General features: G+C 41.9%; 15 protein-coding genes. 9 read left to right on the forward strand and 6 right to left on the reverse strand.

Translation table 11 applies throughout. The annotated features are described in order from the left end of the window. Window positions 1–4: 4 nt before the first annotated feature. Entirely contained in the window at window positions 5–1,168 is a 1,164-nt protein-coding gene (locus tag C8D97_RS12350) for a cystathionine gamma-synthase (protein ID WP_109764088.1), read from the reverse strand. A gap of 48 nt (window positions 1,169–1,216) precedes the next feature. Then, window positions 1,217–2,182, reverse strand: a complete 966-nt coding sequence (locus C8D97_RS12355) for a cysteine synthase A (RefSeq protein ID WP_109764089.1) — start codon at window positions 2,180–2,182, stop codon at window positions 1,217–1,219. Window positions 2,183–2,321: 139 nt separating this feature from the next. Between C8D97_RS12355 and pepE the strand changes: the two genes are divergently transcribed. Beyond that, the gene (pepE, locus tag C8D97_RS12360; RefSeq protein WP_109764090.1) at window positions 2,322–3,047 is read left to right on the forward strand and encodes a dipeptidase PepE; all 726 of its coding nucleotides are present in this window, start codon (window positions 2,322–2,324) and stop codon (window positions 3,045–3,047) included. A gap of 94 nt (window positions 3,048–3,141) precedes the next feature. On the opposite strand, the gene C8D97_RS12365 is transcribed toward pepE, so the two are convergent. Beyond that, window positions 3,142–3,513, reverse strand: coding sequence for a chemotaxis response regulator CheY (locus tag C8D97_RS12365; RefSeq protein ID WP_109764091.1), 372 nt, complete (start codon window positions 3,511–3,513; stop codon window positions 3,142–3,144). Between the two features lie 218 nt (window positions 3,514–3,731). On the opposite strand from C8D97_RS12365, the gene cmoA reads away from it, so the two are divergent. The 5 genes from cmoA (at window position 3,732) to C8D97_RS12390 (ending at window position 8,672) form a co-directional block, all read left to right on the forward strand. Beyond that, window positions 3,732–4,463, forward strand: coding sequence for a carboxy-S-adenosyl-L-methionine synthase CmoA (gene cmoA / locus C8D97_RS12370; RefSeq protein ID WP_146196143.1), 732 nt, complete (start codon window positions 3,732–3,734; stop codon window positions 4,461–4,463). 27 nt (window positions 4,464–4,490) lie between these two features. Continuing rightward, entirely contained in the window at window positions 4,491–5,465 is a 975-nt protein-coding gene (gene cmoB, locus C8D97_RS12375) for a tRNA 5-methoxyuridine(34)/uridine 5-oxyacetic acid(34) synthase CmoB (protein ID WP_109764092.1), read from the forward strand. Between the two features lie 62 nt (window positions 5,466–5,527). Further along, window positions 5,528–6,217 carry an RluA family pseudouridine synthase gene (locus C8D97_RS12380; protein ID WP_109764093.1) on the forward strand — a complete coding sequence of 230 codons (690 nt, stop codon included), beginning with the start codon at window positions 5,528–5,530 and terminating at the stop codon, window positions 6,215–6,217. A 55-nt stretch (window positions 6,218–6,272) separates the two neighbouring features. After that, entirely contained in the window at window positions 6,273–7,190 is a 918-nt protein-coding gene (locus C8D97_RS12385; protein ID WP_109764094.1) for a sulfurtransferase, read from the forward strand. A 189-nt stretch (window positions 7,191–7,379) separates the two neighbouring features. Further along, window positions 7,380–8,672, forward strand: coding sequence for a cyclic di-GMP phosphodiesterase (locus tag C8D97_RS12390; RefSeq protein ID WP_109764095.1), 1,293 nt, complete (start codon window positions 7,380–7,382; stop codon window positions 8,670–8,672). A gap of 92 nt (window positions 8,673–8,764) precedes the next feature. Here the strand turns inward: C8D97_RS12390 and trmB are convergent, their stop codons facing one another. Continuing rightward, window positions 8,765–9,415 carry a tRNA (guanine(46)-N(7))-methyltransferase TrmB gene (gene trmB, locus C8D97_RS12395; RefSeq protein WP_109764096.1) on the reverse strand — a complete coding sequence of 217 codons (651 nt, stop codon included), beginning with the start codon at window positions 9,413–9,415 and terminating at the stop codon, window positions 8,765–8,767. Between the two features lie 316 nt (window positions 9,416–9,731). Here trmB and C8D97_RS12400 point away from each other — a divergent pair, with 316 nt between their 5' ends. From C8D97_RS12400 to C8D97_RS12410, 3 genes are all read left to right on the forward strand, one after another. Further along, on the forward strand, window positions 9,732–10,304 hold the full coding sequence (locus C8D97_RS12400) for a sigma-70 family RNA polymerase sigma factor (RefSeq protein WP_170115241.1): 573 nt from the start codon (window positions 9,732–9,734) through the stop codon (window positions 10,302–10,304). Then, window positions 10,301–10,999, forward strand: coding sequence for a ChrR family anti-sigma-E factor (locus C8D97_RS12405; protein ID WP_109764098.1), 699 nt, complete (start codon window positions 10,301–10,303; stop codon window positions 10,997–10,999). The genes C8D97_RS12400 and C8D97_RS12405 overlap by 4 nt, the downstream gene beginning before the upstream one ends. Before the next feature lie 324 nt (window positions 11,000–11,323). Continuing rightward, window positions 11,324–12,427 carry a phosphoribosylaminoimidazolesuccinocarboxamide synthase gene (locus tag C8D97_RS12410; RefSeq protein WP_109764099.1) on the forward strand — a complete coding sequence of 368 codons (1,104 nt, stop codon included), beginning with the start codon at window positions 11,324–11,326 and terminating at the stop codon, window positions 12,425–12,427. Between the two features lie 174 nt (window positions 12,428–12,601). On the opposite strand, the gene C8D97_RS12415 is transcribed toward C8D97_RS12410, so the two are convergent. Further along, window positions 12,602–14,344 carry a sensor domain-containing diguanylate cyclase gene (locus tag C8D97_RS12415; protein WP_109764100.1) on the reverse strand — a complete coding sequence of 581 codons (1,743 nt, stop codon included), beginning with the start codon at window positions 14,342–14,344 and terminating at the stop codon, window positions 12,602–12,604. A gap of 512 nt (window positions 14,345–14,856) precedes the next feature. Next, complete coding sequence (locus tag C8D97_RS12420; RefSeq protein ID WP_109764101.1) at window positions 14,857–15,936, reverse strand: CNNM domain-containing protein; 1,080 nt, start codon at window positions 15,934–15,936, stop codon at window positions 14,857–14,859. Window positions 15,937–16,268: the final 332 nt, after the last annotated feature.

A 16,268-nucleotide genomic window follows, 5' to 3' on the forward strand; every position in this document is an offset into this window, starting at 1 on the left:
AATATTAATCTTGCAAGGCCTGATCAATATCTTGCATCAAATCATCGGCATCTTCGATCCCCACTGACAATCGAACCAGACTATCAGTGATACCCAGTTCAGCTCGAATATCTTCGGGTACAGAAGCATGGGTCATAATGGCAGGATGGTTCACCAGACTTTCAACACCACCCAAGCTTTCTGCCAATGTGAAAACATTTAAGTTTTCCATAAATCGTTTGGTTTTCTCCAACCCACCCTTAACCACAATAGAAATCATTCCGCCGAAGCCACTCATTTGTTCGGTAGCCAGCTCATGTTGAGGATGAGACACAAGACCCGGATAATAAACACGCTCAATCATTGGGTGTAACTCTAACCATTGAGCAATTTTCAATCCGCTTTCATTATGCCGCTGCATGCGCAGTGCTAATGTTTTAACACCCCGCAGTGCCAGATAACTGTCGAAAGGACCAGCAATAGCGCCTGCTGAGTTTTGCAAAAAAGCCATTTGCTCACGAACGTCCTGATTATCACCAACAATTGCTAATCCGCCAACCATATCGGAATGACCATTGATGTATTTGGTGGCCGAGTGCATCACTAAATCAAACCCTAGCTCTAACGGCTTTTGATTAAAAGGCGTGGCAAAGGTGTTATCAGCTACTGCAATTAAATTATGCTCTTTCGCGAAGGCGGCAATTTTTTTCAAATCCACCACTTTTAGCATTGGATTGGTTGGCGTTTCTATCCAAATCATTTTGGTGTTTGGTTTTAATGCCGCTTTTAAATTATCAAGATTGCTCAAGTCGACGTATGAAAACTGAAGGTTTGCCGTGCGTTGACGTACTTTATCAAACAGGCGAAAGGTACCACCGTATAAATCATCCATCGCAATCACATGATCGCCTGCGTCCAATAACTCAAGAATAGTAGCCGTTGCTGCCATACCCGAAGCAAAAGCAAAACCCTGTGTTCCGCCTTCCAAATCAGCCACACAACGCTCATAAGCAAACCGGGTAGGATTTTGACTGCGCGAATACTCAAACCCAGAATGCTCACCCGGGCTGGATTGCACATAGGTGGATGTTTGATATATGGCAGGCATAACAGCACCGGTAGTTGGATCAGGTGCCTGGCCGGCATGAATTACTCGGGTATCAAATTTTAAGTTTTTGGTGTCTTGCATTAGAAAGTCTCTCAATAAAAATTAATATACGATGATAATGACACAGACTTACAAGTAGTCGTTTTGTTGCATCCAGTCGTCATTGTACATTTTTGATAAATAGCGATTACCAGTATCGCAGGCTAAGGTAACGACTGTTTTTGGACTGGTTTGTTCGCGGCAATATTTCAGTGCCGCACCTAATAAAGTGCCACTGGATGACCCCGACATAATGCCTTCTTTCAATAATAATTCTCGTGCGGCGCCTAACGCTTCCTTATCGCTTACCGAGTAGGCTTTATCCACCAGACTCATATCGCAAATATCGGGAATAAAATCTTCACCAATGCCTTCAACAACCCAGCTCCCCGCTTCTATCATTTCACCGGTTTTATGGTAATGAGTTAAAATTGAGCCATCAGGATCGGCTAATACCATCTCTACATTTTGACGTTGCTCTTTCAGATAACGTCCGACACCCGTTAAGGTTCCACCCGAACCTACACCGCATACAAACGCATCCACCTTGCCGTTTAAATCACGCCAAATTTCTGGTCCGGTGGTCTGGTAATGGGCTTTCCAGTTGGCTTCATTGGAAAACTGATTGATGAAAAAGCCACCCTCTTCTTCTGCAATTCGGGCAGCCACTTCCTGATAATATTCCGGATGACCTTTCATGACATCAGAGCGGGTACGGATCACTTTAGCGCCCATGGCTCTGACGTTGTATTCTTTTTCCATGCTCATTTTATCGGGCATAACGATCAATAACTTGTAGCCTTTTTGTGCGGCCACTAACGCCAAGCCAAGTCCTGTATTACCTGCGGTTGCTTCAACCAATGTATCACCAGGCTTAATGGCGCCTTGTTTTTCGGCTTCATTGATCATGCTCAGGGCAATTCGATCTTTTATCGAGTTTCCAGGATTTTGTAACTCCAGTTTAACGTAAAGATCACAACACCCAGTATCCAGATGATTTACTTTAACCATGGGTGTGTTGCCAATCATTTCTAATGTGTTTTGGTATACAGTCATAGCCTTTCTACATGTTATGGATAAAAACGCGAGCAATTTAACATATTGAGCAAAAGAACTCATTCACTGTCGAGTATCTTTTGCCGTTACGATAGAATTAACCCATTGAAAACAATTGGTCTGTAAGGGCACGTTACACATGAGAAACTTGTTATTACTCAGCAGCTCACGAGAAGGTAGCTCCGGTTATCTCGAGCACGCACAACCCATTATCGAACAGTTTTTAGGCAATGTTTCACCAAATGCGTTCGACAATGCGCTGTTTATTCCATTCGCAGGCGTTACCATCGGCTTTGATGATTATTATGAAACTGTCAAAAAGGCGCTCAGTTCCATCAATGTGCAACTGTCATCCATCCATACTGCCGATGACCCGGCCATAGCAATTAAAAAAGCATCGGCCATCATTATCGGTGGTGGCAATACATTCCACCTACTGCATCAATTGTATCAATTTGATCTTATTGGCTTAATCCGCGAACGAGTGATGAATGGCGTGCCCTATATAGGTTGGAGTGCCGGATCGAATATTGCCTCACCGAGCATAATGACAACCAACGATATGCCGATTATTCAACCGCCGTCGTTTCATGCCTTACAGCTGGTGTCTTTTCAAATCAATCCCCACTACCTTGACCAGCACCCTCCAGGGTTTAATGGAGAAACCCGTGAGCAACGCTTAAATGAGTTTTTAACAGTAAACCCCGATGCGACCGTATTAGGTTTACCAGAAGGTAGCGGTTTGCAAATAACCAATGAACAGGCATCTTTGGTGGGAGACAAAACAGTTTATCAGTTTGATGCCAAAGGAAAATCTGAACTGAGCAACGACAGTGAACAGCTCAAGCATTTATTAACCGATTAAATAGATAACAGATAAAACAGCTAAAAAAGCTAGCATATTACACAGATAGAAAATTAAACGGGTTGCTCCAGGTAAATATTCAGCGACCCGTTTTTTATTTGAAACGCTCCATCACTTTATCCAGTTTGGCTTTAAGAGTAGCCGCATTAAAGGGTTTAACAATATAGCCATTTACACCCGCTTGTGCCGCTTGCACAATTTGTTCTTTTCGGGACTCGGCCGTCACCATAAGTACCGGAAGCCCAGAAAACCCAGATAACTTTCTAATCTCCTGTAACAGTTCTATGCCGGTCATATTAGGCATATTCCAGTCGGTGATCACAAAGTCGATACCACCGCCCTTAATAATACTTAATGCCTGCTTGCCGTCTTCCGCCTCTACCACATTATCGTAACCAATATCCCGCAGCAGGTTTTTAATAATGCGCCGCATAGTGGAAAAATCATCAACAATTAAAAATTTCATAAACACCAAATAATGGGTTATTCAAAGGACCCGTATTTTAACCCTTGCAAAAATTAACTCAAGCACTGACAAGGTTGAAGGCTATTACTTGTTAATAGTCACTTGTTGATAGCGGAGACTTGCTGATAGCAGTGACTTGTTGAAAGTCACTGAGAATAGGTTTCAAGCACAGCTTTCTGCTATAATGCGAGGCGTTTAATGCCGCAATGATAAGTCACATGAAACAACCACCACGAGACAACATTTACCAGAATCGCCAGATGCCCTCACCTTTTCGATTTGATGAAAAAGTAGCCGCGGTATTTCCCGATATGATCCAGCGTTCGGTCCCCGGATACGAACAGATTATCAATGGCATCCAACAATTAGCAACAAAACACGTTCAAAACAACACGAATTGTTACGATATGGGTTGCAGCCTGGGTGCGGCAAGCCTGGCCATGAGTCAGGGCATTAAAACTTCGGGTTGTGAAGTGATTGCCGTGGATAATTCCAGTGCCATGATCGAACGTTGCCGGTTATTTGTTGAATCCTATCATCACGCGACGCCAATTAAAGCGATACTGGGAGATATCGCTGAAATCACCATCAATAATGCCTCTATGGTGGTATTAAATTTTACGCTTCAGTTTATTCCTATGGCTTTGCGTCAATCCATTATCGATAAAATATACAATGGTTTAAATAGTGGCGGGCTTCTCGTCTTGTCAGAAAAAATCAAATCCGAAGACGATTTAATTGATCAAAGGTTAATTGATCTACACCACGACTTTAAGCGCGCTAATGGCTACAGCGAACTCGAAATAAGTCAAAAACGCAACGCATTAGAAAATGTTTTGATCCCTGAAACCATTTCGCAACATAAATCCCGACTAACACAAGCAGGCTTTAAACATAGCGACGTTTGGCACCAACAATTTAATTTCTGCTCTATTCTAGCCATTAAATAACACACTGCCTTATAAAGATAATTTTTTATGATTTCATTAGATAGCCTGTTCAATGACTTGCAAAAAACACGTTTGCACTTTTGGACCGATGAATTAAAAAAAGGACTGGAACAAAGATTTCAGGATTATACCCATGGCGAACTGAACCAATGGCTCGAGTTGCTGCAAAGCTTACCAAAACTTACGCCCTCAAGTGTCGAGTTAAAAGATGCCGTTCGAATTGGTGAAAACAACGATTGCGATGACGCAACTCGCAATAGTTTGCAGCAAAAGCTGATGCCATTGCATCCCTGGCGCAAAGGCCCATTTGAATTATTTGGCTTAAATATCAATACCGAATGGCGCTCGGACTGGAAGTGGGACAGATTGTTACCACACATTAAACCATTAAAAAATCGACTGGTTTTAGATGTTGGTTGTGGTAATGGTTATCACTGCTGGCGAATGCTCGGCGAACAAGCGGGATTAGTGATCGGCATTGATCCTTCGCAAAAATTTCTCATGCAATTTCAGGTAATGAAGCACTACATCGGCGAATGCCCTGTTCACCTGTTACCCGTTGGTATCGAATACATGCCGGACAATATGGGTAAGCAAGGATTCGATACCGTCTTCTCGATGGGTGTTCTCTATCATCGCAAATCACCCATTGAACATCTGCAACATTTAAGAAACTTGCTCGCACCCGGTGGGCAACTGATTTTAGAAACCTTGGTGGTCGACGGCGAGTTACACACTGCCTTTGTTCCACCTAGTCGCTATGCGCAAATGCGAAATGTATGGTTTTTACCCTCTACCAAGACCCTTGAGCATTGGTTAGTACGCTGTGGTTTTCGTCAGGTTAAAACCGTTGATATCAATCAAACCAGTCTCGATGAACAACGAGCCACCGAATGGATGACTTTTCATTCCTTAAAAGATTATCTGGATCCTGACGATATCAACAAAACCATTGAAGGGCACCCTGCACCAAAACGGGCCATTTTAGTCGCTGATGTTTAATATATTATTTAAATCGCCAGAAGCTTCTACTATTAGTGACAGTTTTGACAATTGGTTAACCAATGACGCCCAATATTAACCAATGGGTTGAATACATTGATGACGATATTATTGTCGTCAACAAACCGGGCGGTTTACCGTCCGTTCCAGGAAATAATCCCTATTACCCTCATAACCTGTATCATTTATTACTGGATCAGTTACCGCCCATTTACGTGGTTCATCGGCTGGATATCTTAACCTCTGGCCTGATACTTTTTGCACGTAATAAAATCGCACAACGGCAGCTCAGCATTGCTTTTCAAAACCGCCAGATTGATAAACGCTACCATGCGCTGTTAGACGGCCATTTAACGTCAAACTCAGGTGAAATCAGCTTGCCGATTATCAGTGACTGGTATCAAAAACCCTATCAGAAACTCTGTTTTGACAGTGGCAAACCGTCAACCACTCGTTACAAACGCATATCACTATTTAAACACTCGACCCTTGTGGAGTTTAACCCTATAACCGGACGCTCGCACCAGCTTCGGGTACATGCCAATTTACTCGGCCACCCCATTATCGGCTGTGAACTTTACGGTCAGCGTTCGCTCTGGTTGCCCGCTAACAGTCAACCTAAACCAAAGCCGTTTGGCTCATATGGAAAGGAACCTTCGTTAATGCTACATGCATCTCAATTACAACTGCTTCACCCCATTTCTCAGCGAGCTCTCAACTTCAAATCCGCTGCAAAATTCCCAACAGACTGATATGCTCTAATTCATCGAGTATTGAAAGATTGCAAATTCTTCCGGGGGTGCTCCAATGCAATGGCAAGAGCTGTTTATTACGGCAACTCAGTTAAATCAACTTATCAGTGATTCTACTGACTCAACGAATGCTTCAGAGTCAACCCGTATTAGAAAATCAGCAAAACCACTTAAAATATTCGACTGCCGATTTTCGCTTGCCGTTGGCGATAAACCGGCAAAAGGCAAAGCGTTTTACGACGAATCCCATATTCCGGGCTCGGAATACCTGGATCTGGAACAAGACTTATCCGGCCAAATAACGAATATCAGTGGCCGCCATCCCTTACCTAATAAAGCACAACAAAATCAACTCATTGATCGTTATCAACTGGATTCTGACACCACCATTATCTGCTACGATGACGGAAAGCTGGCCTTCGCCGCTCGCGCCTGGTTCACCTTTCATTTAATGGGCTTTCATCGTGTGCGGCTATTATCCGGAGGCTTACCGGCGTGGCAATCCATCAATAATCAGGTATCTAATGCCAATCAACCTTCAACTGACTCTGAATATAACCGTGAAAAATCTTCAACATTGCCTTTGTCCGCTGTGGCCCCGCCCATCCAGCTGAACACTCTGACTCAAGCCCTGTCAGAACCAACGGTTCTGATAGACGCCCGAGAAGCTGTGCGATTTCAGGGCAAGCAGGAACCCATTGATCCCGTGGCAGGAGCAATATCAAACGCAATTAATATGCCCTGGCTCGACTGCTTTGATGAAGATGGTCAATTTAAGCCCGTAAACTGGCACCGAAGCCGATGGCAAAATACAAATACCCCTTGTCATTACTGTGGTTCCGGAGTCACGGCTCTGGTTAATATACTCTCGGCCCTGCTGGCAAATAACAATCAACAACACTTCTATGCCGGTGGCTGGAGCGAATACATACATTCAAAGCACTTTTCCAAGGGCTCAAATAAAGCCGATTGATCGACAAATTATAACGACCTCAATGGTGTTTATAAGTAACGATACACTTTAAAATCGTGAACTAAGTCATTACATCACTTGAATATTTCGCTATATTACTCATAATTGAAGGATAAGCTGCTTGCTTACTTTACGACCAAAGTTGCTATGTATGCCCTTTATTCAAAGGTGCAATAAACGGGACACTGAATGCATTTAAAAACCCAACAAATAACCGTTTCAAATCTCGAAGTTGGGATGTATGTTTCTCGTCTTGATGTTCCATGGGTTAAAACACCTTTTCCCATTCAAGGTTTTTACATCACCAAACAAGATGAAATAAACCTGTTATCGCAGTACTGCAACCATGTTTATATCGACACCATTCTGAGTAAAATGGATGGGTCAGCCATTAAGCACGCTAAACTACCCACTTCAGGTAAAAATAAGGTTGATCCCAAAACACAGAAGCTGATGAATGAAAAGGCACGCATGAAAGCCCGTGTCGAACATTATCAGGTGACCACATCGATTAAGAAAGAATTAAAAACCGCTGAGAAAATCTTCAATAATGTCACCAGCACCATATCTAACGCCATGTCACAAATTGAAAATGGCGAACCCATCCAGATAAACCATGTCGAAAAAAGCATTCGTAAAATGGTGGATAGTGTTATTCGTAATCCGGATGCACTTATCTGGATGTGTCGCATACGACAAGAAAACACCTATTTGTTTGAAAGCGCCATTCGAGCATCGGTTTGGGGCCTTGTTTTTGCCCGGCACCTTGGCCTTTCCCGTAAAGATTTAAACGATGTGGGTGCAGCTCTTATTTTATCCGCCATAGGTAAGTCAAAGTTGCCGCGTGAGCTTCATATCGGTGAGCTCGAAGAAAATGAGCAAGAAGCATACAAAGCCCATATTGAAAAAACGCTCGAAGAGCTCGAGTTTATGGGTGCCGTTAACGGACAAATTAAATTTATTATCAGTAACTTCTGCGAGCGAAATAATGGCTCCGGTTACCCACGTGGATTAATTGGCAACCGAATCCCCTTTTTAGCACGCATTGCTGGCCTGGCGGATTATTACGAACAAATGATTAATCCGCGCCCCGGCATTGAAGCGTTAACACCTGTTGAAGCAGTGGCCGATCTCTACCATAACCGTGGCGTATTATTTCAACGCGAAATGATAGAAACATTTATTCAGGCCATTGGTATCTACCCTACCGGCAGCCTGGTAGAACTATCGGATCACTCAATAGGCATAGTATTAGAACAAAAAGAAAAAGCCCGACTAAGACCAAAAGTCGCACTGGTTAAAAACACCTATGGCATTGATCTGGAACAATCAAAGATTATCGACTTATCGGACAGTCCCGCCGATGAACATGGCGCTCCGCTGGAAGTGCTACAGAGTTTGCCATCAACCGCCATAGAGCTGGATACCGATTTGTTGACCGACAAATTGTTCGGTTTTAAATGGTTTGGCATGGCATCCTAGTCTTACTAGAAATCAAGATAGCTCCGTTAGCTTGCTCTCTTGAAACACTTCATTAAACACTTCACTGTTTATTTACATCAATTTATTTAACATTACATATTAATGATTAATTGATACAAAGCCTGTCCACTGAGTGCGTACTTTTTTTCGAATAATGTCATAAAATTTTCTGGCTCATAAGATTCCACCGAGTAACGCTTGCCGGTCAACCAAAACCAGCTTTCAGCAAATTCTTCCAGATAAATCGACCAGTTTGAACGCAAGGTTAAATCCTCACTCAACTTTGCCAGATAAGGAAAAACCGGGTGGCCATGCCAGCGCCGCTTCAAATGAATCTTTTTCGGCCAGGGATTGGGATAAAGAATATAGTGATGTTCAAAACGAATCGATGCTTCTACACATAACCGCCAAAAATCTTCACAATTGGTCTGTAATAACAACAGGTTTTTCGGCTGCTCCACCACTCTTGATAACCGGTGTTCTGATTGATCAATACCTATAACCCAATGATCAGGGTAGCGTTTAGCCAGTTCAATAGTGCTTTGGCCAGTACCACAACAGGAGTCCAATATTTTGGGCTGTTTTATGGTTTCTGTTTGGCTTAAAAAGTGCTCAAACGCCTGTTGATTATGGCGCTGGATCGGCTTTCGGTAATTTGAAAGCAGATGGCGCTTCACCAGAGTTTCCAGATTTTCGTGGATCCCTTGCTGGTTTGACTGAACGGTTTTTGAATTACTCGTCAATGTTTACACCTTTAATAACAGTCAGAACTCTCTCAATACTAAAAAGCACTTTACATGGAATAGATTCGCAATTGACATGAAAAATCATCGCTTTTTATCGAGAACCGCATAATGAAGATAGCTTCGATTAAAAAAATGCGATTATTTTAGACGTTATTTGCTCCTAATGACCAGTTTGGTCGTATATCTCTTTAACTGAGGCCAAGTTCCAAAGCACTTTTGGAATTTAAGCCAATTATCAACAACTTAATTTACAAAGCGGTTAAAGATGGCTAATGTAGTTGCAATCAACCAATACAAATTGAAGAGAAAGCGATTGGAACAAACCACCGTTGACCAAGATAGACGGGTGCAAAACCAAAAATGGATAGAGTGTTTGGTAAAAGTAGCCAAAACACAAGATCAGTCTGCTTTTCAAAGCTTATTCAACCATTTTGGCCCAAAAGTGAAATCGTTTTACGTTGCCCATCACTTATCACCCCAAATTGCAGAAGAATTAGTTCAGGAAACCTTTATCAGTGTCTGGCGTTATGCCAATTATTTTGAATCCAATAAAGGTCAGGTTTCAACCTGGATCTACACCATAGCACGGAACAAGAAACTCGATTATTTTCGCAAAACCAACCGACAAATTAACACCACCGAGCTAATTTCGGACGATATCGCCGTTGAGCCCGGAGAACAATACACCACACGCATTGGAGAAGAGCTCACCTTTTTTCTACCGCAACTACCTGATGAGCAGTACGAAGTGATTAAGAAAGTCTATTTTGAGCAACTCAGCCACCAAAAAGCGGCCGATACCCTCAATATTACCCTGGGCACCGTAAAGGGCCGAATTAGAAGTGCCGTCAATAACTTGAATAAGTTAATGAGAGGTGGATTATGAGCTGTCAATATCACCCAGGTGCAGAAACACTACTAAAATACGCTTCCGGCGCGATTGGCGGCCTACACAATGTTATGTTGAAGCTGCATTGTGACGTTTGCCCTTCCTGTGCCAATCATGTGGCCGAACTTGAAGGAATTGGCGGACAATATCTTAATAAACTCGAAGGACTGCCGCTGGCAGAGAATGCTTTTGAGCAGTTGATGTCGCGCATCGAATCAGAGCCTCAATTAAGTACGTCTGCTGGCACGGCAGCCGAAATCAATAACTCGAATGACCCAACTAAGAGAACATCAGATACAGATGCTCCTGTTGCTAACGATTATCTTCATATTCTTGAGCAAATTTTACTTAAAGGTACCTCTAAAGGCCTCAACTGGCATTGGCGGACCAAGCGGTTTGCTGAAATTCCCTTACCAACCAATGACGACAGCTTTGATGGCAAGTTGATTTATTTTAAGAAAGGTATGAAAGTCCCTCAGCATACGCACCGTGATAAGGAATACACATTGGTGTTATCCGGTGCATTTTCTGACGATAAAGGCACTTACAGACGTGGGGATTATGTCTCCAACTCCAGGCTGGACGAACATGCTCCTATTGCCGAAAGTGATTGCATCTGTTTTGCAGTAACCACAGAACCGCTAAAATTTACCGGAACCTTTGGTCCGGTGCTTAACTGGTTCTTTAATTAGTTTATAGACTATTTATTCAATAATAATGGCTCACGATGGCGCTTAGTTGTAAATGTTAAAACGCCACTAAAATCATCGTAGCCATTCTTGTTATGCAAACTTAAAAACCAGCCGTTCCTAAGCTATTAAAAGCCTTTAATAGCTATTACTGATTGGTGCCAAGTCGATAAATATCTGCTAATATTCCTCGCTTTATTTAAACCACTGCAGGCCGTTGTAAACCGCCTATCAAGCTGAATATTATATGACCGTTCACACTGACTCATGCTTGACCAAAACGCCCTGCCATTTAGTCGAAACCAATGCAGCAAAGAGTACCGTTACATGAACCTTGCAGATAAAGTATTAGCCGTAAACAATGATCTACCCATTCGGACTGATCGGCCTGTTCATAATGGTAAAGTTCGTTCGGTGTACTGGTTAACCGAGCAGGACAGTAAGCGCCTGATTAAAGAAAAAGGCTATGATGTAGCAGAGGATGCGCCTCTTGCCATCATGCTGATCAGCGATCGCATCTCTGCTTTTGACTGCATCTGGCATGGTGAAGGCGGTATGAGAGGTGTACCAGGCAAAGGCGCAGCTCTGAACGCCATTTCCAACCATTGGTTTCAGCTGTTTAAAAAGCAAGGGCTAGCTGACAGCCATATACTGGATATCCCCCACCCATTTGTCTGGATTGTACAAAAAGCCAAGCCGGTCATGATCGAAGCAATCTGTCGCCAATACATCACCGGATCTATGTGGCGAGCTTACGCAAAAGGCGAACGAGAATTTTGTGGTATTCAATTACCCGATGGTTTAAAGAAAGATCAAAAACTACCAGAATTATTAATGACGCCTTCCACCAAAGGCATTTTAAAAGGCATTCCCGGTGTCCCTGAAGCCGATGATGTCAACATCACCCGAAAAAATATTATTGAGAATTTTAAAGCATTTAATTTTCGAGCCAGCAGTGATGTTGAGCGTTATGAAACATTGCTTAAACAAGGTTTCGATGTCATCAGTGATGCACTGGCTGAACTGGATCAGGTGTTTGTCGATACAAAATTTGAGTTTGGTTATGTCACCGATGCTGCCGGAGAAGAAAAACTGATTTATATGGACGAAGTCGGCACTCCCGACTCATCAAGAATTTGGGATGGCCCAGCCTATAGAAATGGTGAAATCGTTGAAAACTCAAAAGAAAGTTTCCGCCAGTTATTGCTGAACCACTTTCCTGATCCAGACATTCTACTCAATAAAGATCGTATGGATGAGCGCCAAGCTTTGGCCAGAGATAACGCATTACCCACGGACGTTCTTATGGAAGTTTCAAAAACCTATGTAGGTATTGCGGAAAAAGTCACAGGAAAAACCTTGATGCTATCTGAGAATCCTAAAGCTGAAATAATTGATATCTTAAAAAACAAATACGGTCTGATTGATTAAGTAACTCACTTCCTAATCAATAATGCTTATTTTTTGCTGCAGCTGAAAACCACTGGTTTATTTTTAACAGTGGTTATCGGAATAAATTAGTTATCGAGACAAACTAGTTATCGGCACAAAGTATAGCTTTCAGTACAAAAGCATTCTGAGTTAAAACAAATCAACCTGTTTATTTTAATGCTTATTTTTGCTATCACTTTTCTTATAAATACTATAACGGTTTCGGCCATTATTTTTTGCGTCATACATAGCACTGTCGGCATTACTGATCATTTGCACCGTTGAATCACTGTCTTCAGGGAAAACACTGATACCTAAGCTACACCCCACCTGCATGGTAACGCCGTCAATCTCAACCGGCTGGTTAACGATATCAATGACTTTTTGGGCAACAAAAGTCACTGCATCAAGCTCAACAACATCTTCCAGTAAAATCGCAAATTCATCACCACCTAAACGAGCGATAGTGTCACTTTCACGTATGGTTTTTTCAAGTCTGCTGCCAATTATAATAAGTAACTCATCCCCTACATTATGACCATACTGATCATTAATGGGTTTAAAGTTATCCAAATCAAAAAATAACAAAGCAACTTTTTGATTATTTCGCTTGGCTCGTAGCAATGCTTTCTTATGACGATCGGTAAATAAAATTCTATTGGCCAGTCCGGTTAGAAAATCATAATGGGCTGCTTTTATCAGTTTTTTCTCAGACTCAATACGTTCACTAATATCAATAAAAATCAAAGCATAGTGGGTAATTGTTTCCGTGTCACTCATAACCGCATTAACACTTAACTGAATATCAACATGTGCTCCACTGTTTGTAATCAACTTATTATCGATACTCCAACGCCCTATTTTCTTTAACGATTGATCCATTGATGTTTTCTGACTTGAGGATAATTTATCAGCAATAAACTCTTCAGCTTTCATTCCCAGTATTTGCTTTTCTTTAAATCCACTCATGTTGCAAAACGCACTGTTTACTGCAACAATTTTTTTCTTGGTATCACAAACCAGAATGCCATTATTTGTTGCATTAAATACGGTAGCCGATAATCTCATTTGTTCTTCTGCTAGCTTTTTATCCGTTAAATCAATAAAAAAGCAGATACCCGATTCATTATTATCATCTAGCGACACCGCGCCTATAAGAACAGGAACTCGGTGACCTTCTTTATGCATAAATTCTTTTTCAAAGGGTTTGCAAACGCCGTCTTTGTTAATTTCATCAAGCGCGTTATCATCGGCGTCCCAAAACTCCTTAGGGGTAGTTTTACGCCAGTTTATCCGACCTTCTTTTAGATCCTGTTGTGAGTAACCAATCATATCTAAAAAAGCATCATTGGCATCCAATATTGTTCCATCGAATCGCCAACCAATTATACCCATCATGCTCGATTGAGACAGGCCCCTAAATCTTTGATCACTGGTTTGCAACGCCTTTTCAATGGTCGATATTTGAATAATAATTCGATAAGCAATAAAGAATGCAGGGATCAGGGTAATCATTAATAATAATATTTCAGACCAGGTCAGAACTTTTTTCACCCATAAAGCGCCTTCCGTTAAAGCATGAGAAAACTCATTTTCAACCTGTGTTAACTGGGCATTTAATTCTGCTAACTGGCTCAACAAAGTGATTAACCGAGCGGAATTTTCAGTTTGCTTTGCATGCCTTAATTGTTCGCCCAGCTTTTCAAGTTTTAAAATCAACCCATCGCCCTGTTCCCACTTCTTAATGGCCTGCTTCATATAGGGAAACTTTTCAAAGCGCAAAAAGAATCGAATCATGCCATCGATATCGTCAGGATGATTATTGGCAGCCAGAAACCATTGACGAGCTTCTGAAAGATCGGGATCTTCGGATTGCAGAATTCGACGAATTCGGTTATTGGCTTTAGGGTTTTCCAACGCTTTTAGATAACGTTGCCAAGTCGTATGATCGCCTGTAAACGCGTACTGCTGTAAATAAAATACTGCGTCTTTTTGAGATTTAGCCCAGTTGCTTTCGCCGCGTACATAAGCTCGGAGTGCATTTAAGGTTTCTGCCTGAAAATACCCTACGGCAACCAGTAATAGACCAACAAATGACAGCAGCCCTACTATTGTCAGTACTTTAGGTTTAATGGATGATGATTTTTTTAAAAATGATGTTTTTATACGGCACCTAATCTTATTCCATTTGCCTTCATGACTATCGAGGCACTAACTCACTTTACAAACGTCTAGCCCTTTCGTTAAGACTTAGGACGATGTATCAGTGATGACACCGTTATAACGGATGATATTAACGATGAATCAAAGGCGTCATCACTCAACAAACTCTAAATGAGATATTAATGTAATTAGCCATTACTCGCAATGAACAATTGGCTATACAACATACTGATCAGTATAGGTAAAAGTCTAAAAAGCGCGAACTTTTAATCAATCTCCCTGACATTGGTCAAATTATCATCTGGCATTGCCAGTCCGACTCTTTTGGCGCGCTTTTTCCACTGTCGGCGGGCCAACACCTGCATATCTTTGATGGTGTCCACTTCATCCATAATTTCGAGCCCTAATAGCGTTTCAACCACATCTTCCATGGTAACGATACCACTTAAACCTCCATACTCATCCACCAATGCCGCCATATGCTCATGCCTTTGAACCAGCTCTTCAAACAAAGCTTTTAATGGTGTTGTATCAATCATTACCAGCAGATCACGTTTTAGCTCAGCCAGTGGTTTGCTGCCATTGCCCTTAGCCGCCTCTAGTAACACATCCTGCTTTAGGATATACCCATTGATGTCCTCTTTATGTGAGCCATATATTGGGAATCTGGAAAAGTTTAACGACTGTATTTCTTCCAATGTGTCTAACACGGTTTTTTGTTGCTCAAACACCACCACTACCGGGCGTGGCGTCATAACATCCTTGGCATTTAACGACTTAAAATAAACCATATTTTTAAATGCTTTAACTTCATCTTCCTCAAATAACCCCTGTTCAGCGCCTCTATCGGCCATGGCGGCGAATTCATCGCGGGTAAAACTAAGATTATGCGAATCGGACCCCAACAAACCGGTTACCTTTTGACAAAACCAGACCAAGGGAAATAATGCCACCATCAAAATATCCAGAATTCTTACACAAGGTTTGGCAAGAGAGCGCCAGAATCGGGCCCCCAGGGTTTTTGGAATAATTTCAGACAGAATCAGTATCAAGAATGTCAATATCGCAGAGGTAAGGCCAACATAAGCGTTACCAAACACCAATTGCGCCTGAGCACCAACACCTGCGGCGCCGACAGTATGGGCAATGGTATTCAGACTAAGAATGGTGGCCAAAGGTCGATCAATATCGTCTTTCATCGCCCTTAAGCGTGCTCCGTGGGGGCGTCCTTCACTCTCTAACATAGCAATATAGGAGTCATTAATGGACAACAACACCGCTTCCAGAATGGAGCAAATAAACGACACCCCAATAGCCAGAAACAAATAGGTGAACAGCAATATCATAAAATTAATTTACCCCATTACGTCAAAAATAAAATATTTGGACTATACTTTTACAACTGGTCAGACCGCTGATTTGGAAATTAAACACTTTTGTCGGATATTTCTCGTGAATTAGCCGATATTCTATACAATTCGAAAAACTGATGTTTTATCAACAGCATTACCTATTGGTACTGTTTTTATTTTAAACCTAATCATTCGAGATGCTGTTCAATGATAACGTCCCACCATCCCAAAAAAACCACCGTAACTTACTCTATTAGCACTACATTAGCGTAAAATAGAAAGTAATAAAAACAATCTTTTTTATGGTTTTTTAACGTACAGCTGAC

The sequence above is a fragment of the Pleionea mediterranea genome, assembly GCF_003148745.1.
GTDB lineage: Bacteria > Pseudomonadota > Gammaproteobacteria > Enterobacterales > Kangiellaceae > Pleionea > Pleionea mediterranea.

Excerpts from the sequence above, each read along its gene's own strand:
- C8D97_RS12350 (WP_109764088.1), bottom strand. The coding sequence starts at position 1,168 with ATGCAAGACACCAAAAACTTAAAATTTGATACCCGAGTAATTCATGCC.
- C8D97_RS12355 (WP_109764089.1), bottom strand. The coding sequence starts at position 2,182 with ATGACTGTATACCAAAACACATTAGAAATGATTGGCAACACACCCATG.
- pepE (WP_109764090.1), top strand. The coding sequence starts at position 2,322 with ATGAGAAACTTGTTATTACTCAGCAGCTCACGAGAAGGTAGCTCCGGT.
- C8D97_RS12365 (WP_109764091.1), bottom strand. The coding sequence starts at position 3,513 with ATGAAATTTTTAATTGTTGATGATTTTTCCACTATGCGGCGCATTATT.
- cmoA (WP_146196143.1), top strand. The coding sequence starts at position 3,732 with ATGAAACAACCACCACGAGACAACATTTACCAGAATCGCCAGATGCCC.
- cmoB (WP_109764092.1), top strand. The coding sequence starts at position 4,491 with ATGATTTCATTAGATAGCCTGTTCAATGACTTGCAAAAAACACGTTTG.
- C8D97_RS12380 (WP_109764093.1), top strand. The coding sequence starts at position 5,528 with ATGACGCCCAATATTAACCAATGGGTTGAATACATTGATGACGATATT.
- C8D97_RS12385 (WP_109764094.1), top strand. The coding sequence starts at position 6,273 with ATGCAATGGCAAGAGCTGTTTATTACGGCAACTCAGTTAAATCAACTT.
- C8D97_RS12390 (WP_109764095.1), top strand. The coding sequence starts at position 7,380 with ATGCATTTAAAAACCCAACAAATAACCGTTTCAAATCTCGAAGTTGGG.
- C8D97_RS12405 (WP_109764098.1), top strand. The coding sequence starts at position 10,301 with ATGAGCTGTCAATATCACCCAGGTGCAGAAACACTACTAAAATACGCT.
- C8D97_RS12410 (WP_109764099.1), top strand. The coding sequence starts at position 11,324 with ATGAACCTTGCAGATAAAGTATTAGCCGTAAACAATGATCTACCCATT.
- C8D97_RS12420 (WP_109764101.1), bottom strand. The coding sequence starts at position 15,936 with ATGATATTGCTGTTCACCTATTTGTTTCTGGCTATTGGGGTGTCGTTT.